Annotated in this window: 19 protein-coding genes and 3 pseudogenes; 11 read left to right on the forward strand and 11 right to left on the reverse strand. The window is 69.9% G+C overall.

What is annotated here, in order from left to right; genetic code table 11:
* The first annotated feature begins 63 nt into the window (after window positions 1-63).
* Together AC2VOR_RS07110 and AC2VOR_RS07115 are read left to right on the forward strand one after the other, a co-directional pair.
* A complete protein-coding gene (locus AC2VOR_RS07110; protein ID WP_486963476.1) occupies window positions 64-957 on the forward strand; it encodes a phosphoribosylaminoimidazolesuccinocarboxamide synthase in 894 nt (297 codons plus the stop codon).
* Window positions 954-3,083 carry a S9 family peptidase gene (locus tag AC2VOR_RS07115; RefSeq protein WP_486963477.1) on the forward strand — a complete coding sequence of 710 codons (2,130 nt, stop codon included), beginning with the start codon at window positions 954-956 and terminating at the stop codon, window positions 3,081-3,083. Before AC2VOR_RS07110 ends, AC2VOR_RS07115 begins: the two co-directional genes overlap by 4 nt.
* A 6-nt stretch (window positions 3,084-3,089) precedes the next feature.
* Here the strand turns inward: AC2VOR_RS07115 and AC2VOR_RS07120 are convergent, their stop codons facing one another.
* On the reverse strand, window positions 3,090-4,706 hold the full coding sequence (locus AC2VOR_RS07120; protein ID WP_486963478.1) for a DHA2 family efflux MFS transporter permease subunit: 1,617 nt from the start codon (window positions 4,704-4,706) through the stop codon (window positions 3,090-3,092).
* A 195-nt stretch (window positions 4,707-4,901) separates the two neighbouring features.
* On the opposite strand from AC2VOR_RS07120, the gene AC2VOR_RS07125 reads away from it, so the two are divergent.
* Window positions 4,902-5,606: a DUF2334 domain-containing protein gene (locus tag AC2VOR_RS07125; protein WP_486963479.1), complete on the forward strand. Its 705-nt coding sequence runs from the start codon at window positions 4,902-4,904 to the stop codon at window positions 5,604-5,606.
* A gap of 36 nt (window positions 5,607-5,642) precedes the next feature.
* Window positions 5,643-7,310, forward strand: coding sequence for an FAD-binding dehydrogenase (locus AC2VOR_RS07130; protein ID WP_486963480.1), 1,668 nt, complete (start codon window positions 5,643-5,645; stop codon window positions 7,308-7,310).
* A gap of 12 nt (window positions 7,311-7,322) precedes the next feature.
* On the opposite strand, the gene AC2VOR_RS07135 is transcribed toward AC2VOR_RS07130, so the two are convergent.
* The gene (locus tag AC2VOR_RS07135; protein ID WP_369736847.1) at window positions 7,323-7,961 is read right to left on the reverse strand and encodes an MBL fold metallo-hydrolase; all 639 of its coding nucleotides are present in this window, start codon (window positions 7,959-7,961) and stop codon (window positions 7,323-7,325) included.
* Between AC2VOR_RS07135 and AC2VOR_RS07140 the strand changes: the two genes are divergently transcribed.
* The 3 genes from AC2VOR_RS07140 to purQ are packed head-to-tail and all read left to right on the forward strand — an operon-like array spanning window position 7,938 to window position 9,621.
* Window positions 7,938-8,672: an ATPase gene (locus AC2VOR_RS07140; protein WP_369736848.1), complete on the forward strand. Its 735-nt coding sequence runs from the start codon at window positions 7,938-7,940 to the stop codon at window positions 8,670-8,672. The two genes, AC2VOR_RS07135 and AC2VOR_RS07140, sit on opposite strands and share 24 nt — an antisense overlap.
* Window positions 8,673-8,710: 38 nt before the next feature.
* The gene (purS, locus tag AC2VOR_RS07145; RefSeq protein WP_369736849.1) at window positions 8,711-8,950 is read left to right on the forward strand and encodes a phosphoribosylformylglycinamidine synthase subunit PurS; all 240 of its coding nucleotides are present in this window, start codon (window positions 8,711-8,713) and stop codon (window positions 8,948-8,950) included.
* A complete protein-coding gene (gene purQ, locus AC2VOR_RS07150; RefSeq protein WP_369736850.1) occupies window positions 8,947-9,621 on the forward strand; it encodes a phosphoribosylformylglycinamidine synthase subunit PurQ in 675 nt (224 codons plus the stop codon). The genes purS and purQ overlap by 4 nt, the downstream gene beginning before the upstream one ends.
* A gap of 22 nt (window positions 9,622-9,643) precedes the next feature.
* On the opposite strand, the gene AC2VOR_RS07155 is transcribed toward purQ, so the two are convergent.
* From AC2VOR_RS07155 to AC2VOR_RS07185, 7 genes and pseudogenes are all read right to left on the reverse strand, one after another.
* Window positions 9,644-10,111, reverse strand: a complete 468-nt coding sequence (locus tag AC2VOR_RS07155; protein WP_369736851.1) for a YbjN domain-containing protein — start codon at window positions 10,109-10,111, stop codon at window positions 9,644-9,646.
* 116 nt (window positions 10,112-10,227) lie between these two features.
* Window positions 10,228-10,677: a cupin domain-containing protein gene (locus AC2VOR_RS07160; RefSeq protein ID WP_369736852.1), complete on the reverse strand. Its 450-nt coding sequence runs from the start codon at window positions 10,675-10,677 to the stop codon at window positions 10,228-10,230.
* Between the two features lie 3 nt (window positions 10,678-10,680).
* Window positions 10,681-10,869, reverse strand: a pseudogene (locus AC2VOR_RS07165) (pyridine nucleotide-disulfide oxidoreductase); the annotation flags it as partial.
* A gap of 41 nt (window positions 10,870-10,910) precedes the next feature.
* Window positions 10,911-11,594 carry a TetR/AcrR family transcriptional regulator gene (locus AC2VOR_RS07170; RefSeq protein ID WP_486963481.1) on the reverse strand — a complete coding sequence of 228 codons (684 nt, stop codon included), beginning with the start codon at window positions 11,592-11,594 and terminating at the stop codon, window positions 10,911-10,913.
* Window positions 11,587-12,267, reverse strand: coding sequence for a TetR/AcrR family transcriptional regulator (locus AC2VOR_RS07175; RefSeq protein ID WP_369736854.1), 681 nt, complete (start codon window positions 12,265-12,267; stop codon window positions 11,587-11,589). Before AC2VOR_RS07175 ends, AC2VOR_RS07170 begins: the two co-directional genes overlap by 8 nt.
* 317 nt (window positions 12,268-12,584) lie before the next feature.
* Window positions 12,585-13,382: a family 1 encapsulin nanocompartment shell protein gene (locus AC2VOR_RS07180; protein ID WP_369736855.1), complete on the reverse strand. Its 798-nt coding sequence runs from the start codon at window positions 13,380-13,382 to the stop codon at window positions 12,585-12,587.
* Window positions 13,382-14,404 carry a Dyp-type peroxidase gene (locus AC2VOR_RS07185; RefSeq protein WP_369736856.1) on the reverse strand — a complete coding sequence of 341 codons (1,023 nt, stop codon included), beginning with the start codon at window positions 14,402-14,404 and terminating at the stop codon, window positions 13,382-13,384. The genes AC2VOR_RS07180 and AC2VOR_RS07185 overlap by 1 nt, the downstream gene beginning before the upstream one ends.
* Before the next feature lie 78 nt (window positions 14,405-14,482).
* Between AC2VOR_RS07185 and AC2VOR_RS07190 the strand changes: the two genes are divergently transcribed.
* Window positions 14,483-15,751, forward strand: coding sequence for a M18 family aminopeptidase (locus AC2VOR_RS07190; RefSeq protein WP_369736857.1), 1,269 nt, complete (start codon window positions 14,483-14,485; stop codon window positions 15,749-15,751).
* On the opposite strand, the gene AC2VOR_RS07195 is transcribed toward AC2VOR_RS07190, so the two are convergent.
* A complete protein-coding gene (locus AC2VOR_RS07195) occupies window positions 15,748-16,347 on the reverse strand; it encodes a TetR/AcrR family transcriptional regulator (RefSeq protein ID WP_369736858.1) in 600 nt (199 codons plus the stop codon). The two genes, AC2VOR_RS07190 and AC2VOR_RS07195, sit on opposite strands and share 4 nt — an antisense overlap.
* A gap of 93 nt (window positions 16,348-16,440) precedes the next feature.
* Between AC2VOR_RS07195 and AC2VOR_RS07200 the strand changes: the two are divergent.
* Window positions 16,441-17,515: pseudogene (locus tag AC2VOR_RS07200) on the forward strand (phosphotransferase).
* Between the two features lie 72 nt (window positions 17,516-17,587).
* On the opposite strand, the gene AC2VOR_RS07205 reads toward AC2VOR_RS07200, so the two are convergent.
* The gene (locus AC2VOR_RS07205; protein WP_486963482.1) at window positions 17,588-17,728 is read right to left on the reverse strand and encodes a hypothetical protein; all 141 of its coding nucleotides are present in this window, start codon (window positions 17,726-17,728) and stop codon (window positions 17,588-17,590) included.
* 15 nt (window positions 17,729-17,743) lie between these two features.
* Here AC2VOR_RS07205 and purL point away from each other — a divergent pair.
* A pseudogene (gene purL, locus AC2VOR_RS07210) lies at window positions 17,744-20,049 on the forward strand (phosphoribosylformylglycinamidine synthase subunit PurL).
* Window positions 20,042-20,689 (forward strand): Rv0804 family intramembrane glutamic endopeptidase, encoded by a 648-nt coding sequence (locus tag AC2VOR_RS07215; RefSeq protein WP_369736861.1) that lies wholly within the window; start codon window positions 20,042-20,044, stop codon window positions 20,687-20,689. The pseudogene purL and the gene AC2VOR_RS07215 overlap by 8 nt, the downstream one beginning before the upstream one ends.
* Window positions 20,690-20,692: the final 3 nt, after the last annotated feature.

The raw sequence follows: 20,692 nt of genomic DNA on the forward strand, positions 1-20,692 counted from the left end.
CCTTCGATCCCAGCACAGCTCCCGGCACCGGGGTCCGTTTCCGGCGCCCGATAGGCTGGCCGGATGCGTCCCGCACTGTCCGATTACCGGCATCTGGCCAGCGGTAAGGTCCGTGAGCTGTACCGCGTCGACGGCGAGCACCTGCTGCTGGTTGCCACCGACCGGATCTCGGCGTACGACTACGTCCTGGACAGCACCATCCCGGACAAGGGCCGCATCCTGACCGCGATGAGCGTGTTCTTCTTCGGCTTCGTCGACGCGCCCAACCACCTCGCCGGTCCGCCCGACGATCCGCGCATCCCCGACGAGGTGCTGGGCCGCGCGTTGGTGGTGCGCGAGCTGGAGATGCTGCCGGTCGAATGCGTGGCCCGCGGCTACCTGACCGGGTCGGGTCTGCTGGACTACCAGGCGAGCGGAAAGGTGTGCGGCATCGCGTTGCCGCCCGGCCTGGTCGAGGCCAGCAAGTTCACCGCACCGCTGTTCACCCCGGCCAGCAAAGCCGCGCTGGGGGACCACGACGAGAACATCTCGTTCTCCCGGGTAGTAGAGCTGGTGGGCGGGGCGCGCGCCGAGCAGCTGCGCGACCTAACCCTGCAGATCTACGTCCAGGCCTCAGAACACGCGCTGACGAAGGGCATCATCATCGCCGACACCAAGTTCGAGTTCGGCACCGACCGTGAGGGCAACCTGCTGCTGGCCGACGAGATCTTCACACCGGATTCCTCGCGGTACTGGCCGGCCGCGGATTACCGCGCCGGGGTGGTGCAGACGAGCTTCGACAAGCAGTTCGTCCGCAACTGGCTCACCGGTCCCGAGTCCGGCTGGGACCGGCACGGTTCACAGCCCCCGCCGCCGTTGCCCGGCGACATCATCGAGGCCACCCGTGATCGATACATCAATGCCTACGAACGGATTTCCGGCTTGAGCTTCGATGACTGGATCGGGCCGGGCGCATGACCGCCACGTCCCGCGACACGCCCCGGCCCCCGGTGGCCAAGCGGGTCGAGACCCGGCGCGAGCACCACGGCGACGTCTTCGTCGACCCCTACGAATGGCTGCGCGACAAGGCCGACCCGGAAGTCATCGCCCACCTCGAGGCCGAGAACCACTATGTCGATGCGATGACGGAGCACCTCGAACCGCTGCGCCGGCAGATCTTCGACGAGATCAAGGCGCGCACCAAGGAAACCGACCTGTCGGTACCTACCCGGCAGGGCGACTGGTGGTACTACTCCCGGACGTTCGAGGGCAAGCAGTACCGCGTCCAGTGTCGTTGCCCGATCGCCGATCCCGGCGACTGGATCCCGCCGAAGCTGGACGAGAACACCGTGGTGCCCGGTGAGCAGATCCTGCTCGACTCGAACGCCGAGGCCGAGGGCCACGAGTTCTTCGCGCTCGGCACGGCCATGGTCAGCCTGGACGGCAACCTGCTGGCGTACTCCGTCGACACGGTCGGCGACGAACGTTATACGTTGCGGTTCAAAGACTTACGCACCGGCGAGCGATTCGGGGACGAGATTGCCGACATCGCGGCCGGGGGAACGTGGGCGGCCGACAACCGCACCGTGTACTACCTGACCCTGGATCCGGCCCACCGCCCCGACAAGGTCTGGCGGTACCGGCTCGGCTCCGGCGAGCCAGCGGAACTGGTGTATCACGAGGCCGACGAACGGTTCTGGCTCGGGGTGGGGCTGACCCGGAGCAAGGCCTACGTCCTGCTCAACGCGGCCTCGGCGATCACCTCCGAGTGGCGGTACGCGGACGCCGCCGACCCGGACGCGGGGTTCAGCGTCGTACTGCCACGCCGCGAGGGCGTCGACTACTCGGTGGAACACGCGGTGGTCGGGGGCCGCGACCGGTTCCTGATCCTGCACAACGACGGCGCGGTCAACTTCACGCTGGTCGAATCCCCGGTCGAGGATCCCACGCGGCAGCGCACCCTGATCGAGCACCGCGACGACGTCCGGCTCGAGGCCGTGGACGCGTTCGCCGACCACCTGGTGGTGAGCTACCGGCGCGAGGCGCTGCCCCGCGTCCAGTTGTGGCCTCTGAACGCCGACGGCGGTTACGGTGAGCCCGAGGAGATTTCATCGGACTCCGCACTGATGTGGGTCAGCGCGGGCGCCGACCCTAGCTGGGATTCCCCGAAGCTGCGGATCAGGGTCGGGTCCTTCGTCACCCCGGTGCGGATCTACGATATCGACCTGGCCACCGGGCAGCGGACACTACTGCGGGAACAACCCGTGCTCGGCGACTACCGGCCCGGCGACTACGTGGAGCGGCGCGACTGGGCGCGTGCCGACGACGGCACCCGCGTCCCCTTGTCGATCGTGTACCGAGCCGGGACCGAATTCCCGGCTCCGACATTGCTCTACGGCTACGGCGCCTACGAGATCTGCACCGATCCGGCGTTCTCCATCGCCCGGCTGTCGCTGCTGGACCGCGGCATGGTGTTCGTCATCGCCCATGTCCGCGGCGGCGGCGAGATGGGCCGGCTGTGGTACGAGCACGGCAAGCTGCTGGCCAAGAAGAACAGTTTCAGCGACTTCGTAGCGGCAGCAAGGCATCTGGTGGACTCTGGGCTGACCAGCCCGCGGCAGCTGGTGGCCTTGGGTGGCAGCGCGGGCGGCCTGCTGATGGGAGCGGTGGCCAATCTGGCGCCGCACCTGTTCGCCGGTATCCTCGCGCAGGTCCCGTTCGTCGACCCCTTGACCACGATCTTGGACCCCTCCCTGCCGCTCACCGTCACCGAGTGGGACGAATGGGGAAACCCGTTGAGCGACAAGGACGTCTACGCCTACATGAAGTCGTATTCGCCGTATGAGAACGTGGAGGAGAAGCCGTATCCGGCGATCCTGGCGATGACGTCGCTGAACGACACCCGGGTGTACTACGTGGAGCCGGCCAAGTGGGTCGCGGCGCTGCGCCACGCCAACACCGACGGTGCTCCGGTGCTGCTGAAGACGCAGATGAACGCCGGCCACGGCGGCGTCAGCGGTCGATACAAGGCGTGGCAGGAGACCGCGTTCCAGTACGCGTGGTTGCTGGCCGTCGCCGATCCCGGCCGCTACGGCCGTGGATAAGCCGGGTCACTCAGCCGGACTGAGGAATTCGCCGGCGGGCCGCCTCGGCAGGAACCAGGCGGGGATGAGGGTGGACGCCACCAGCACCACCGCGAGCGCGAACACCGCGGTGTAGGCGTGCGAGAGGTCGTGCAGCAGGTCACCGGCGAAGTGCTGGGTCAGCGCCCGCTGCGGGACCGCGGACTTGTCGGGCGGCACACCGAGCCTGGCCGCGTTCCGCTGCAGCAACGCCATCTTGTTTGCGGCGCCGATGTTTTCGCTGCGGTTGAACTGGCTCGTCAGGACCACCGACATCAGCGCCGTCCCGATCGAGCCGCCCACCTGGTGCAGGACGCTGATCAGCGTCGAACCGCGGGCGATCTGGTGCGGGGCCAGCGCCTGCACCGACGCCACCGACAGGGGCATCATGACGCAGCCCATGCCCAGGCCCATGATCGTGAGCCCGGTCAGCAGCGTGGGTTGGTAGCTCGACTGCCCGGCCACGCCGTAGGTGAACGTGCCCAGGCCGGCGGTGATGAGCGCGATGCCGACGAGCACGACCTTGCCGGGCCCCCGCCGGTCCACGATCGGGCCGGCCAGTTGCATGGTCAGCATCGCGCCGAGCCCTTGCGGGATCATGTGCACTCCGGCCTGCGTGGGTGTCTGGTGGAACACCTGCTGGAAGTAGCTCGGAAGCAACAGCGCGGCCCCGAAGAACGCGACCGCGAACACCGTCATCGTCACGTTGGCCTGGGTGACCGCCGGGTTCTTGAACAGCCGCAGGTCGATCAGCGGGTGATCCGTCCGGTGCCAGGCGTGCAGGACGAAGGCCACGATCAGCGCCAGCCCGATCGCCGCCGGTATCAGCACGTGCCGATCCGCCACGGCGCCGCGACCCGGGATGGAGGACACCGCGAACAGGAACGTCGCCAGGCCGGGGGAGAGCAGCAGCACGCCGACGACGTCGAATGTCTCCGACCGCGAAGGCTGATCCTTGCGAAACACGATCGCCGCGAGGGCGGTCGTGACGAGGCCGATCGGCAGGTTGATCAAGAAGATCCATCTCCAGCCGGCGGTGTCGATGAGCCAACCGCCCAGGATCGGCCCGCAGATCGGGGCGAGCAGCATGGGGATGCTCAGGATCGACATGAGGCGGCCGAGCCGCCCGGGGCCCGCCTCGCGGGCCAAGATCGTGAAGCCGAGCGGCAACAGCATGCCGCCCCCGATGCCCTGCACCGCCCGAAAAACGATGAGCAGCAGAATGTTCGGTGCCAACGCGCACAGCAGCGAACCCAGCGTGAACGCCAGGACCGAGCCCATGAACAGCCGTTTGGTGCCGAACCGGTCGGCCGCCCAGCCCGTCACCGGGATCACGGTCGCCAGGGCCAACGTGTAGCCGGTCATCGTCCACGCGACCACCGCCTGAGTGGACGCGAACTGGGCGATGAAGGTGCGCTGGGCGACGCTGACGACGGTGAGGTCCAGGATGGACATCACCGAGGCCAGGGTGCACACCCCGGCGACCCGCAGCAGCGCGGCGTCCAGCGTGTCGGGATGGTCGTGCTCACCGGCCGCCCGCTGCCGGGTGGCGGCGGTATGCGGTGGGGCGACGGTTGGAGCCTTTTCCATGGCGATATTTAGCATATCGAACCGTCGACCCCGGCGGCGCCGACAGCCGTTTGCGGGACGGCCGCCGGGCGGGCCCGTGCCAACCCCGCGCCCGCCGTCGGCGTCCGGGAACGGTTTGCCCGCCGCGCCGGCCGGCACGGCGGCGCGATAGACGCCTGCCGTCTGCGTGTCCTTCACCGTCCCGAAACTTGGAATCGGCAAACTACGGGTGTGTCTGGAAAATTGGTCGTCTCGATCTCGGGCATAGGTGAGGGCACCTTGGCCGACGTCGAGGCGTTCTGCGGGGAAATGGATGCCCGCAACGTGCCGGTGTCGTTGCTGGTGGCTCCGAGGCTCAAAGGGGACTACCGGCTCGACCGCGACCCGCGGACCGTCGAGTGGCTGACCGCGCGGCGTGCCGGCGGCGACGCCATCGTGCTGCACGGCTACGACGACGCGGCCACCAAGAAGCGGCGCGCCGAGTTCGCGATGCTGCGGGCGCACGAGGCCAAGCTGCGCCTGACGGCAGCCGACCGGGTCCTCGAGCATCTCGGACTGCGCACCCGGCTGTTCGCCGCGCCGGGCTGGGTGGTGTCGCCGGGCGTCGTCAAGGCTCTGCCGCAGAACGGGTTCCGGTTGCTCGCGGACCTGCACGGGGTCACCGACCTGGTCCGGCACACCACCGTGCGCGCCCGGGTCCTCGGTATCGGCGAAGGGTTCCTGACCGAACCCTGGTGGTGCCGGATGGTGGTGCTGTCCGCGGAGCGGATCGCGCGCCGGGACGGCATGGTGCGGGTGGCGGTCGCCGCCCGCCAGCTGCGCAAGCCGGGCCCGCACCAGGCGATGCTCGACGCCGTCGACCTGGCGTTGATGCACGGCTGCACGCCGACGGTGTACCACTGGCAGCGCGACAAGGCGATCGTCGACGCCGCCTGAACCGGCGGCCCGGTCGGGGCACTACCCTGATCCGACATGAGCGATTCTTCGGCCGGCGGGTTCGCCGCCGACGCTATCATCGTCGGAGCCGGTCTGGCGGGGCTGGTGGCGGCCTGCGAACTCGTCGAACGCGGCCTGCGGGTGCTGGTCCTCGACCAGGAGAACAGCGCCAACCTGGGCGGGCAGGCCTTCTGGTCGTTCGGCGGGCTGTTCTTCGTCGACAGCCCCGAACAGCGTCGCCTGGGAATCCGCGACAGCCATGAACTCGCGTTGCAGGACTGGCTGGGGACGGCGGCTTTCGACCGGGACGAGGACTACTGGCCCCGGCAATGGGCCTACGCCTACGTCGATTTCGCGGCCGGGGAGAAGCGCAGTTGGCTGCGTGCCCGGGGCCTGAAGCTCTTCCCGCTGGTCGGCTGGGCCGAACGGGGCGGATACGATGCGCTGGGACACGGCAATTCGGTGCCGCGCTTCCACATCACCTGGGGCACGGGACCGGCCCTGGTCGAGATCTTCGCCCGCCGGCTGCGCGACCGCTCGACCGTGCGCTTCGCGCACCGCCACCAGGTCGACGAGTTGATCCTCGAAGGCGGCGCGGTCACCGGCGTCCGGGGTAGCGTGCTGGAACCCAGCACCGCCCCGCGCGGGATGCCTTCCTCGCGAAAAGCGGTGGCGCAATTCGAGTTTCGTGCCCCTGCGGTGATCGTCACCAGCGGCGGCATCGGCGGCAACCACGATCTGGTGCGCAAGAACTGGCCCGAGCGGATGGGCCGGGTCCCCGGGCAGCTGCTCAGCGGCGTCCCCGCCCACGTCGACGGCCGGATGATCGACATCGCACAGCGGGCCGGTGCGCGGGTGATCAACCCCGACCGGATGTGGCATTACACCGAGGGCATCACCAATTACGAGCCGGTCTGGCCGCTGCACGGCATCCGGATCATCCCGGGGCCGTCGTCGCTGTGGCTGGACGGGGCCGGCAAGCGGCTGCCGGTCCCGCTGTACCCGGGGTTCGACACCCTGGGCACGCTGGAATACATCACCAAGTCCGGGTACGACTACACCTGGTTCATCCTCAACGCCAGGATCATCGAGAAGGAATTCGCCTTGTCGGGCCAGGAGCAGAATCCCGACCTGACCGGGCAGAGCGTGCGCGCGCTGCTGCGTAACCGGGCCAGTTCCGGCCCGCCGGCCCCGGTGCAGGCGTTCGTCGACCGCGGTGCGGACTTCGTCAGCGCCGATTCGCTGCGTGAGCTGGTGGCCGCGATGAACAAGCTGCCCGACGTGGCGCCGTTGGATTACTCCACCGTGGCGGCCGAGGTGACCGCCCGCGATCGCGAGGTCGCCAACAGGTTCAGCAAGGACGGGCAGGTCACCGCGATCCGCGCCGCCCGCGGCTACCTGGGCGACCGCTTCACCCGGGTGGTGGCGCCCCACCGGCTCACCGACCCGAAGGCCGGGCCGCTGATCGCGGTCAAGCTGCACATCCTGACCCGAAAAACCCTGGGCGGCATCGAAACCGACCTGCAGGCGCGCGTGCTCAAGGCCGACGGCACCCGGCTCACCGGGCTGTACGCGGCCGGTGAGGTGGCGGGCTTCGGCGGCGGCGGCGTGCACGGCTACCGGGCGCTGGAGGGCACTTTCCTGGGTGGCTGCATCTTCTCCGGGCGTGCGGCCGGTCGGGGCGCGGCCGACGACATCACCTGAGTTCTGCTCGCCCTAGAAGCTGACCGCGCTTTCCTCGGGTAACACCTGGAAGTCGGTGTCGGTCATCTCGGTGAGCCGCCCGTAGTAGAGGCCCCTGGCCTCGGGTGCGACGACGCCCTGGTGGATGGGCACCGCGCGCGCGGGCGCGACCGCGCGCAGGTAGTCGACGGCCTCCGAGATGCGCATCCAGGGCGCGGCCGCCGGGGCGGCGAGCACGTCGACCGGCTCGTCGGGCACGAACAGCGCGTCACCGGGATGCATCAGCCTGGCCGGATGGTCGGCGTCGCCCACCAGATACGAAAGATTCTCTATCGCAGGGATTTCCGGGTGTATCACCGCGTGCCTGCCGCCGACGGCCCGCACGGTCACCTCCCCGATCCGCAGCTCGTCGCCGACGTGTACTTCCCGGCACGGCTCACCCAATTGGGCGGTCGTCTGCGGGTCGGCGTACAGCGCGGCGTCCGGGTTGCCCTCGAGCAGTGCGGGCAGCCGCGTGGCATCGATGTGGTCGGGGTGCTGGTGGGTGACCAGGATGGCCGTCAGGCCGGTGATCCCCTCGAAGCCGTGCGCGAAAGTACCGGGGTCGAAGAGCACGCGGGTGTGGCCGAATTCGGCGAGTAGGCACGAGTGCCCGAAATGCGTCAGCTGCATGTCTACGATTGTGCCCGGACGAAGGCGGTGCCGATGCGGGTGATCCTGGCGATGTTCGTGATCGCCGGTTGCCTGGCGGGTTCCCTGGTCGTCGTGGTGTCCGCGCAGGCGGAGCCGGAAACCTGCCCGCCCGTCTGCGACCAGGTCCCGGCCACCGCGTGGATCCCGGCGCGTGCCGTGCCGCTGGACTCCGTCTACCACTGGCCCGCACCGGCCGGTCTGGCGGTGCAGATCACCGGTATCGGCGCCGGCGCCCGGTTCCGGTTCGAGGAGGTGTGTGCCACGCCGGCGGTCCCGCACGACCCGCGCGCCGGCGCGGTCGCCGCCCGGGCGACCGTCGTGCACCCAGAAGGCCAGTGGCAACTGCAGGCTCAGATCCTGCACTGGCGCGGCGATACGGCCCGCGGCGGCCCGACCGCGACCGCGGTGTTCGGCGACGCCGTCGCCGCGCTGCGCGGCTGCCAGCGCGGGGCACCGCTGGAATCGCCGTCGGTCACCACCGACGGGCCCGACCGCGCGGCCGCGGTGATCTCCGGGCCGGTCATCGTGCACACCTACCTGCTCGCCCACCCGTCGAGCAGCACGATCGCCGAGCTCACGCTGTGGTCGTCGGCCCCGCCGCAGGTGCCCTGGCCCGCGATGGCCGACGAGCCGGTGCTCAGCGCCATGGCCGCGCCCCTGTGCGAGGCCTACATCGCCTCGTGCCTGTGACCGGTAAGGTTGGCGCCGACACGAAGAGGAGGGCGCCGGTGGCCAGGGTGATCGTCAACGTGATGCCCAAAGCGGAGATTCTCGACCCGCAGGGTCAGGCCATTGTCGGCGCGCTCGGTCGGCTGGGTCATCCCGGCATCTCGGATGTGCGGCAGGGCAAGCGATTCGAGCTCGAGGTCGACGACACCGTCGACGACTCCGTGCTCGCCGAGATCGCGGAGTCGCTGCTGGCCAACACCGTGATCGAGGACTGGACGATCACGCGGGAGGCGAGGTGACGGTGCGCGTCGGGGTCATCACGTTCCCGGGGTCGCTCGACGACGCCGACGCCGCCCGCGCGGTACGGCGTGTCGGCGCCGAACCCGTCAGCCTCTGGCACGCCGACGCCGACCTCAAGGCCGTCGACGCCGTGGTGGTACCCGGCGGGTTCTCCTACGGCGACTACCTGCGGGCGGGGGCGATCGCCCGGTTCGCCCCGGTGATGGCCGAAGTGGTCGGCGCCGCGGCACGCGGGATGCCGGTGCTGGGCATCTGCAACGGTTTTCAGGTCCTGTGCGAGGCGGGGCTGCTGCCCGGTGCGCTCACTCGCAACGTGGGCCTGCATTTCGTCTGCCGCGACGTGTGGCTGACGGTGGCGTCCACCGCGACGGCCTGGACGTCGCGGTACGAGCCGGGCGCGGACATCCTGATCCCCCTCAAATCCGGCGAGGGCCGCTACGTGGCGCCCCGGGACGTGCTCGCCGAGCTCGAGGACGAGGGCCGGGTGGTGTTCCGCTACCACGACAACGTCAACGGCTCGCTGCACGACATCGCGGGCGTCAGCTCGGCCAACGGGCGGGTGGTCGGCCTGATGCCCCATCCCGAGCATGCCATCGAGGCACTGACCGGGCCGTCCGACGACGGGCTGGGCCTGTTCTATTCGGCACTGGACGCCGTTCTCGCGGTCTGAGCCGATACCCCGGCGGCGGTACTCAGCCGGCATCGCGCAGCAGCGGCTGCTCCGGGTGCCACTCCACAACCGGGGTCAGCTCGCCGAACAGTTCGATCGCGGCCGCGATCGTGTTGTCCACGAAGCGCGAGAAATCCTCGAAGGCGATATCACCGCGAATCCACTGCGACCGGCGCGCGATCACCCCGATGCGCTGCGGGTCGCAGGAATTGTGCACGATCGCGGTGACTTCGCGATCCTGCCGATTCCAGCCGTCTGCGAGGTGGGTCAGCCACGGTCGATCGGTGGCGGGGAAGAAACACGCGGGAACCACCCGAACCACCAGCACGTCGTCGTGCGCGGGGCACACCTCGAGGTGCACGTGCAGCCGACGCGGGCGGGTGTTGGCGACGTAGAAGAAATCGCCGTCGTGCCTGCCGCGGAAATACCGGCTTCCGCGGGTACGCAGGTAACGTTCGATCAGGTCGGCGCACAGCGGCTCACTCGTCATGAATCCATGCTGCTGACAGTGGCTTTGCGCAGCCTAGGAGCCAGGCTGGCCAAAACCGAAGAATCCGTTGAGAATTGGCTGAGTGGCGGCGTCGCGCTCTGAATCGGCACGCCGACTCAGAGCGGATACAGCCCCGGCAGATTGACCACGATGGCCTCCTGCGTGCTGCGGGCGATCACGACCTCGGCCGGTGTCGTCGGGTCGGGATTTTCTTCGCGATGCGGCAGGTAGGGCGGAACGAAGACGTAGTCGCCCGGAGCGGTCGCGACACGTACCTCCCGGACGCCGTCGTGGAAGACGAACTCCGGATGACCGCTGCGCACGTAGATCGCGGTCTCGGACTCGCCGTGATGGTGGTTGGACGACACGGCCCCCGGGGCCACGTGCGTCTCGCCCATCCACAGCTTCGCCGCGCCGACCGACCGGCCGGACAGGGCGGCGAAGCGCCGCATTCCCTCCGACTGCGCGGTGTCGGAGCTGAGGTCAGACGCCCGGACGTGGTGCACCCGTGGTGCCCCTGCCGTCACGTCGTCGAAGTCGGGGTGAAAACCGTCCGAGGTCGCCATCGCTCAATTGTCGCGCGGGGCGTCCCGATACGCTTCGAGCAGTCTCAGCCACAGTTCGCTGATCGTCGGGAAGCAGGGCACCGCGTGCCACAACCGGTCGACCGGCACCCGGCCGGCGACGGCGACGGTGGCCGAGTGCAGGATCTCGGTGACGCCCGGGCCGACCAGCGTGACGCCCGGCAAATCCTGCCGCCCTCCCGCTCCTCGCATCTAATGGGATCTATATCCCAATATTACGGGCTAGAATACCCATAATTGTCCAGCTCGCGCCCACGCCGCTCGGGGCGTCCGTCGACCGGCGCGGACCGGGTCGCGAAGGAACGCACATAATCCACGGCGGCATTCACGGCGAACCGCAGCGGATCCGCGTCACCGGTGGCATGGGTGAGCATGGCGCCGCCCTGGTGCGCGACGACCAGCACCACGGCCAGGTGGCGCGGATCGGCCTCGGCGCGCAGCTCTCCGCGGTCGCGCATCGCGGCCAGGCCCGTCCGGAACAAGTCGATCCACTCGTCGTATCCGGCGGAGAGGTCGGCGTGTATCTCGTCGTCGGCGTCGATGAGTTCGCCGGCCAGCGAGCCGTAGACGCAGCCACCCACCCGGTACACGGCGTCGATGTCGGCCACGCAGGCATCGGCCCACGCCTGCAGGGCCTCGAGGGAGTCGAGGGAAGCGAACTGCGGTCGCGTATGAAAGGACTGCACGTCGGAGCGGCGCGCGGCGACCACGTGGCGCGTCAGCTCGTGTTTGTCGCGGAAGTAGTGCGAGATCTGCGATCCGCCCACTTTCGCCGCGCGCCGCACCTGATCGATGCTGGTGTTGGCGATGCCGCGCTCGAAGATGAGGCGGGCGGCCACGTCGACGATGCGCGACCGGGTCGCCAGTCCCTTGCGGGTTAAGCGCGAATCCTCAGTCACGGCTGCGCCCTCGACGTCTGGGCGGACGGGGGCTCCGTTCGGCTGGATCGGTGGCGAACATGCGGAGATAGTTGACGGCGAACCGGGTGGCGTCGGCGTGCGGCCATTCCGCCCGGTAGGTGAACGCCAACATGCCGCCCCCCTGGTGGGCGCTGACGGCGACCAGGGCGAGTCGGCGCGGGTCGGCGTCCTCGCGGAGCGCGCCGCTGTCCTTCATCCGCTGAATCGCGTTGGCCAGCAGATCGATCCAGCGCGCGTACCCTTCCGCCAACGTGGCGCGCGTGGCGTCGTCGGACTTAGCCAGCTGCGCGGCCAGGGCATGGTAGGTCGGCGTGCCGACGTACCCGATGCGGCGCAGGTGGCGGATGTTGAGATCGATCCACCGCTCGAAGTCGTCGAACGACTCCAGGCCGTGCAGCGCGGATTGTTGGTGAAAGTCCAGAACCACGCCGATCCGGTGCCGGAGGACGGCCCGGATCAGCGCGGCCTTGTCGGCGAAGTAGTGCGCGAGTTGCGACCCGCTCACCGAGGCCGCCCTGCGGACGTTCTCCATGTTGGCGGTGGCCAGGCCGTCGGCGACGATCAGCTGGGCGGCGGCCTGCACGATGCGATCGCGGGTGGCGCGCCCCTTGGCGGTCAACCGCTGTTCGTCCTGAACATCGGACTCGGCCATCGCGCCAGGGTAACGCGCAGACGCCCCGGATTATGGGATGGTGCACACCACCAACCCCGACAGCCAGGCCTTCGCCGCGGAAGTCACCACCCTGATCGGTTCCCTGCCCAATGTCCGGCAGGTTGTGGTGTACACGCAAACGCAAGGGCGCCTGGACCGGAACGCCATCGCGCAGCTGGGCCTCCCGGCGGACGCCGCGGTCTATCTGTGCGGCCCGACCCGATTCATGAGCGACATCCGCGACGCGCTCACCGCGCGGGGATCTGCTCGGCGGCACCGCAGAGCTCGTCCTGGACCTGTAGCGCCGGCGCGGTCGGCTAGCAGCCCAGGCAGACCGACGCCTCCGCGGTGTAGCACAGGAACGTCATCGTCTCCTGCAGGTACAGGTGCACCGTGTCGGTGTCGTGGCTGGTGTAACCGATCGCGACGTCGGTGCCCAACTGCAGGTCGAAGTCGCCGCCGCGCGTGGTCAGCACCATGGCGCCGTCGATGGCGGGCGCCCAGATGATGTCGCCGCCGACCAGCCGGCTGAGGTGCTCACGGATCGGATATCCGTGTTCGGTGGTCTCGCTGACCTTGGTATAGACCTCGGCGGACAGCAGCACCGAATACGGCCCGTCGACACCGGCCAGCCGCAGGGCGGTCAACGCCTGCGAGATCGCATCGGGCATGTCGCGCGGGTCCTCCGGCAACGTCACCGGGGGGTTGGAGGTGCAGCTGCGGATGCCGTCGATCGATGCGGCGGGGTAGCCCTCGAAGATCGCGCGGTCCTCGACGAACGCCAGTTTCTTGGCGGCGGCCTTGACCGGGTCCCAGTCGGCGTCCAGCGCACCACGTTCCACGTTGTCGATCTCGTAGCGGGACAGGGTAAACGGAACCCGCAGCCGCACAAGCGGTTTGCTGGCGCGCAGGTGAGCGACCACGCCGTCGGTGGGGGACTGCACGTCGACCAGCCGTCCCGTGCTGACCGCCGCGGTCGCCGGCCCGCCGGGGCCGCTGACGTCGACCACCCGCCGGCCGGCGATGTGGCGTTTGAACGTCCGCGTGGCCTCGGTTTCGATTTCTTTCCATGCCGCTTCGGTGACCGGTGCCAGCTCGCGGTAGAGGTTGTTCATCAGGAGGTTCCTTTCAGGCTGCCGATCGACAGTGAGCCGCTTTCAGAGGTGGGGTCGGACGCCGAACCGCCCCGATGTCCCGGCGCGCCGGGCAGCGCCGGTGGGCCGTCGAGGAAGTCGACGGTGGGGGAGAAGAACATCCCCCCGGTCAGCGCGGTGGAGAAATCGAGTATGCGGTCGGTATTCCCCGGCGGATCGCCGAGAAACATGTTGCGCATCATCTGCTCGGTCACCGCGGGCCGGCGCGAATAGCCGATGAAGTAGGTGCCGTACTCGCCCTTGCCCACCTCGCCGAACGGCATGTTGTGCCGCACGATCTTCAGCTCGGTGCCGTCGTCGTCGGCGATGACGTTGAGCGCGACGTGGGAGTCGGTGGGCTTGACGTCCTCGTCGAGTTCGATGTCGTCGAGCTTGGTGCGGCCCACCACGCGTTCCTGCTCGGCTACCGGCAGCGACTCCCACTCCGGCATGTCGTGCACGTACTTCTGCACGTGGACGTAGCACGACCCGGCGAAGCCGGGGTCCTCGTCGCCGATCATGGTGGCGCTCCGCGCGATTGGACCGTCCGGGTTTTCGGTGCCGTCGACGAACCCCAGCAGGTCGCGGTTGTCGAAGAACCGGAACCCGTGGACCTCGTCGACGACGGTGACCGCACCGGCCATGGCCTTGAGGACGCGCCCGGCCAACTCGAAACAGACGTCCATGCTCTCGGCCCGGATGTGGAACAGCACGTCGCCGGGGGTGGCCGGGGCCGTGTGCCGCGGTCCGGTCAGTGCGACGAACGGGTGCAGTTCGGCGGGCCGCGGACCACTGAACAACCGGTCCCAGGCGTCGGAACCGATGGAGGTGATCATCGACAGCCGCTTGGCCGGGTCGCGGAAGCCCAGCGCCCGGACCAGTCCCGAAAGGTCGGGCAGGGCGTCGTGCACGGCCGCCTCCCCGCCCTCGTCGATCGTGACCACGAGGAAAATCGCGGCGGGCGTCAGCGGTGCGAGGATGGGTTGTGGCTGAACGGGCGGCACTCTTTTGACCCTATCGTGAACGCCGCCGGGCCGGCAGCCATGATGGTGGACGTGTCCGGTGAGCGAACAGACGGGACGATGACCGCCAGCGCGCGCGGCCTCTGCGACTTCATCGACGCCTCCCCGTCGCCGTTTCACGCCTGCGCCACGGTGGCCGCGCGACTGCGCGGCGCCGGCTACACCGAACTCGCCGAGGCCGATCGCTGGCCGGATGGGCCCGGCCGCTACTTCACCGTGCGGGCCGGGTCACTGGTCGCCTGGAACTCCGCGGGCGCCGACGGCCCGTTCCGCATCGTCGGCGCCCACACCGACAGCCCCAACCTGCGGGTCAAACAGCACCCCGACCGGCTCGTCGCCGGCTGGCGGGTGGTCGCGCTGGAGCCCTACGGGGGAGCGTGGCTCAACTCCTGGCTGGACCGCGACCTCGGCATCAGCGGGCGCCTGACGTTCCGCGACGGCACTGGGCTCGGCCACCGGCTCGTCCGGATCGACGACCCACTCCTGCGGGTGCCCCAACTGGCCATCCATCTGGCCGAGGACCGCAAGTCGCTGACCCTGGACCCGCAGCGACACCTCAACGCGGTATGGGGGGTCGGCGGGCAGCCGGGAGCGTTCGTCGGCTACGTCGCCGAGCGCGCCGGGGTGGCGGCGTCCGACGTGCTGGCCGCCGACCTGATGACACACGACCCGACGCCCTCGACGGTGGTCGGCGCCGAGGCCGATCTGTTGAGCGCTCCCCGGCTGGACAACCTGGCCAGCTGCTATGCGGGCATGGAGGCGCTGCTGGCCTTCGAGCCGGGCTCGGCGCCGCGCGGCTTCCTGCCGGTGTTGGTGCTCTTCGACCACGAGGAGGTCGGTTCGACCTCGGACCACGGCGCGCAGTCCAACCTGCTGAGCACCGTCCTGGAACGGATCGTGCTCGCGGCCGGCGGCACTCGCGACGACTTTCTGCGCCGACTGCCGGCGTCGCTGCTGGCCTCGGCGGACATGGCGCATGCCACCCACCCCAACTACCCGGAACGGCACGAGCCCGGCCACCCGATCGCGGTCAACGCCGGGCCGGTCCTCAAGGTGCACCCGAACCTGCGCTATGCCACCGACGGGCGCACGGCCGCGGCCTTCGCGCTGGCCTGCCGGCAGGCCGGGGTGGGTCTGCAACGCTACGAGCACCGGGCGGACCTGCCGTGCGGTTCCACGATCGGGCCGCTGGCCTCGGCCCGGACGGGCATCCCGACCGTCGACGTCGGCGCGGCCCAGCTCGCGATGCACTCCGCGCGCGAGCTGATGGGCGCGCACGACGTGGCCGCCTACGCGGCGGCGATGCGCGCGTTCCTGTGCCCGGACTAGTGCCGGGCCTTGGTGGCGACCCCGCTGAGGACTGCCTCGAGCAGTCCATCGAATCCGCGCGGGGCTTCCTCGCCGGCGCCGGTCAGCGCCCGTAACAGCAGCATGCCGATCAAGGCCTCCGCGACGGCGTCCAGGTCGGCGTCCGCCTTGAGTTCTCCGTCCTCGACGCCCCGGCTCAGCCGCGTCGTCAACCCGTCCAGTTGCGGGGCGCTCAGCTGCCGGTAGAGGTCCTCGCCGTCGGCCGGCCGCGCTGCCGCCGCGGCGACGAGCGCCCGCACCAACGCGGCGTTCGGCGGGTCGGCCAGGAACGCGGCGTGCTCGTCGAGCCAGGCCCGCAGGTCGGCGCGGACGTCTTCGGTCTGGGCGACCGGAAACGATCCCGACCCGCCGTAGGCCTCCAGCACCGCCTCGGCGACCATCGGGGCCTTCGACGGCCACCGCCGGTAGAGCGTCTTCTTGCCCACCCCCGCGCGGGCCGCGACGCTTTCCATCGACAGATCGGCGTAGCTGCCGGTGGTCAGCAGCGCGCGGGTGGCCTCGAGTATCGCGTGGTGCAGTCGGCTGTCCCGTGGCCGGCCGGCCCGCTCCTCAGGCATATGCGCAGCCTATGCGGGCGGCCGGGTGGCTGTCCTGGGAATTTCTGGGAAACGACACGTATCGTGTCTTAATCCGGGACAGAAAGGCCACACATGAGTGCCACGTCATTGTCGGTTCCCAACGAGTTCGGCGAGATCACCCCGGCGTGGATATCGGCCGCGCTGGCCGCCGACCATCCCGGCGCCGTCGTCGACACCGTGACCGTCGAGGTGCGTGACGACGGCACCAACCGGCGCGCCCCGCCTCGGCCTGAGCTACCGGAGCGGGAGCGGGCCCGCGTCGGTGTTCGTCAAGGCCGCCGATCCCGACCACAAAGAGATGATCCGGATGACCAGCGGCATGTTCCACGAGCCCCGCCTGTTCTCCTACGGGGTGCGGCTGCCGCTGGAGCATCCCCACGTCTACACCGCCCTCATCGACGAGGCCGGCTACGACTTCGTCATGGTCATGGAAGACCTCACCGCCCGCGGCGCCGACCCCCGCGACGCGACCAGGCCGATGACCGTGGAGCAGGCGGCGGACGGCGTGCGGGGCCTGGGCCGCATGCATGGCCGGTACTGGGGCGAACGCGTACTGCGCGAACCTGCCCTGAGCTGGCTGGAACCGTTCCTGCCGTGGGACGGCATGGAGATGGCCCCGCTGCCCGCCGCGCTCGAACGCCTCAGCGCCGACACGCCCACCGCGGTGACCTCGCTGACCATCGACGGACTGATCGAATCGGTCTGGAAGCCCTACATCCGCACGCTGACCACCTCGCCGCAAACGCTGTTGCACGGCGACCCGCACATCGGCAACACCTACGTGCTGCCCGACGACCGTGTCGGCTTCCTGGACTGGCAGGTCGCCCGGCGCGGCAACTGGTCGCTCGACCTGGGCTATTTCCTGCAGGGTGCCCTGACGGTCGAGGACCGTCGCCGCAGCGAACGCGACCTGCTCGAGGAGTACCGCGACGCGCTCGGCCTGCCGGGCGAACAGCTGCCGACCCCCGACGAGATCTGGCTGCGGTACCGGGCGTCGGTGGCGCACGGCCTGACGCTGTGGCTGTGCACCGCCAGTGCCGGCGAACTGTGGCAGCGCCCCGACATCGCCATCGCTCTGGCGCAACGGTATTCGCACGCCTACGGCGACCTGGAGACGGCGTCGGCGCTGGCGGCGATCACCGGCTGACGGCCGGGGCCGGCGGCGCGTGGGCCGCTCCGGCGAGTCACCCACGCACCGCCACACCCTCGCTCTCGTGACTCAGATCCGCTTGGCCAGCAGCTCCTCGGCGTCCTTGAGGTAGTTCTCCATCCTCGGTGCCTTTTCGGTTCCCGGGCCGCTACCCCCGCGCCGGGGGCACGAACCTTCGCCACCGCGTCCGGGCGCCCAGGGCGGCGTCACCTTAGACTGTTCGGCGTGACCGTCCCCGGGTCGATCGACACCGTCTCGCATGCCGCGACCACGCCCGACCACCGCAACCGTTCGGTGAGCTGGGCCTCAAAGACGACGAGTACCAGCGGATCCGCGAGATCCTGGGCCGGCGGCCCACCGACACCGAGCTCGCGATGTACTCGGTGATGTGGAGCGAGCACTGCTCCTACAAGTCCTCGAAGGTGCACCTGCGCTACTTCGGCGAGACCACGACCGACGAGATGCGCGCCGGCATGCTGGCCGGCATCGGCGAGAACGCCGGTGTCGTCGACATCGGCGACGGCTGGGCGGTCACGTTCAAGGTAGAATCGCACAACCACCCGTCCTACGTCGAGCCCTACCAGGGCGCGGCCACCGGTGTCGGCGGCATCGTGCGCGACATCATGGCCATGGGCGCGCGACCCGTCGCGGTGATGGACCAGCTCCGGTTCGGCGCCGCCGACGCCCCCGACACGCGCCGCGTGCTCGACGGCGTGGTGCGCGGCATCGGGGGCTACGGCAACTCGCTGGGCCTGCCCAACATCGGCGGCGAGACCGTCTTCGACGCGTGCTACGCGGGCAACCCGTTGGTCAACGCGCTGTGCGTCGGCGTATTACGCCAGGAGGACCTGCATCTGGCGTTCGCCTCGGGTGCCGGCAACAAGATCATCCTGTTCGGCGCACGGACCGGTCTGGACGGCATCGGTGGGGTGTCGGTGCTGGCGTCGGACACGTTCGACGCCGCCGGATCTCGCAAGAAGCTGCCGTCGGTCCAGGTGGGCGACCCGTTCATGGAGAAAGTGCTCATCGAGTGCTGCCTCGAGCTCTACGCGGGGAAGCTGGTGATCGGCATCCAGGACCTCGGTGGTGCCGGATTGGCTTGTGCTACATCAGAATTAGCGTCAGCCGGCGATGGCGGGATGTCGGTGCAGCTCGACAACGTCCCGCTGCGCGCCAAGGAGATGACGCCCGCCGAGGTGCTGTGCAGCGAATCCCAGGAGCGGATGTGCGCGGTCGTCGCTCCGGAGAACGTGGACGCCTTCATGGCGGTGTGCCGCAAGTGGGACGTGCTGGCCACGGTGATCGGCGAGGTGACCGAGGGCGACCGGTTGCGGATCACCTGGTGCGGCGAGACCGTCGTCGACGTGCCCCCGCGCACCGTCGCGCACGAAGGCCCGGTGTATCAGCGGCCGGTCGCACGTCCCGATTCGCAGGACGCCCTGAACGCCGACCGCTCGGACCGGCTGCCGCGACCCGCCAGCGGGGCCGAGCTGCGGGAGACTTTGCTTGCGCTACTGGGCAGCCCGCATCTGTGCAGCCGCGGGTTCATCACCGAGCAGTACGACCGCTACGTGCGCGGCAACACCGTGCTGGCCGAGCACGCCGACGGTGGCATGTTGCGCGTCGACGAAGCCACCGGCCGCGGCATCGCGGTCTCGACCGACGCGTCGGGGCGTTACACGCTGCTCGATCCGTACACCGGAGCCCAGCTCGCGCTGGCCGAGGCCTACCGCAACGTCGCGGTGACCGGCGCCACCCCGGTCGCGGTGACCAACTGCCTCAACTTCGGGTCCCCCGAGGACCCCGGGGTGATGTGGCAGTTCGCGCAGGCGGTGCGCGGCCTGGCCGACGGCTGTGCCGCCCTTGGTATTCCGGTGACCGGGGGCAACGTCAGCTTCTACAACCAGACCGGATCCGTGGCGATCCTGCCGACGCCGGTCGTCGGGGTGCTCGGCGTCATCGACGACGTCGCCCGGCGCATCCCCACCGGGCTGGGCACCGAACCGGGGGAGATCCTGCTGCTGCTGGGCGACACGCGCGACGAGTTCGACGGATCCATCTGGGCGCAGGTGACTGCCGACCATCTCGGTGGGCTGCCGCCGGCGGTGGACCTGGCGCGGGAGAGGCTGCTGGCCGAGGTGCTGCGGGCGGGCTCACGTGACGGGCTGGTGTCGGCGGCGCACGACCTGTCCGAGGGCGGGCTGGCCCAGGCCGTCGTGGAGGCGGCGCTGGCGGGTGAAACCGGTTGTCGCATAGTGCTTCCCGAGGGCACCGATCCTTTCGTGACGCTGTTCTCCGAGTCGGCGGGCCGGGCGCTGGTCGCGGTGCCGCGCACCGAGGAGAGCCGCTTTCGGTCGATGTGCGAAGCGCGGGGTTTGCCCGCGATCCGCATCGGGGTCGTCGACCAGGGGTCGGACGCTCTGGAGGTTCAGGGCCTGTTCACGGTGACCCTGGCCGAGCTGCGCGAAACGTCCGCCTCGGTGCTGCCGCGCTTCTTCGGAGGGGCGTCACCGGCGGAAAGCGATGCGTGAGAGGCATTTTCGCTGCCCAGAGGTGTTGTTTCTGGCCGCCGCCCTGGTCGGCTGGGGCTTCCTCACCCCGCGGTTTCCGGCCGCGTGGCGGGTTGTCGTGCAGGCCGGTGTGGGCGCGCTGCTGGTTCGGCTGACCCGTGCGCCGCTGGGCCTGCGCCCGCCGCGGCTATGGACGGGGTTGCGGTGGGGATCGGCGGCGGGCGCGGCCGCGGCGGTCGCGATCGCCGGGACGACCGCGATCGCGCCGGTGCGGGATTCCATGGCCGCGCGTCGGCTGCCGGCGTCGACACCGGCCTGGCTGTTGCTGCGGATCCCCCTCGGCACGGTCTGGGCCGAGGAGGCGGCCTTCCGCGCGGCGCTGGCCCGGCTCGGGTCGCGCGGCCCCGGCGATGCCGCCGGGGGACGCCTGCTGCAGGCCGGCGCGTTCGGGCTCTTCCACATCGCGGACGCGCGCGCGACGGGCGAACCGGTGGCCGTCACCGTGCTGGCCACCGCAATCGGGGGCTGGGCCTTCGGCTGGCTCGCCGACCGGTCCGGCAGCCTGGCGGCGCCCATGCTGGCCCACCTCGCCGTCAACGAGGCGGGTGCCATCGCGGCCCTGCTCGTCCGGCGAGATCGCTGGAAACGATCATCCCGGTAGCGC

The organism is Mycobacterium sp. TH-M103 (assembly GCF_057473785.1).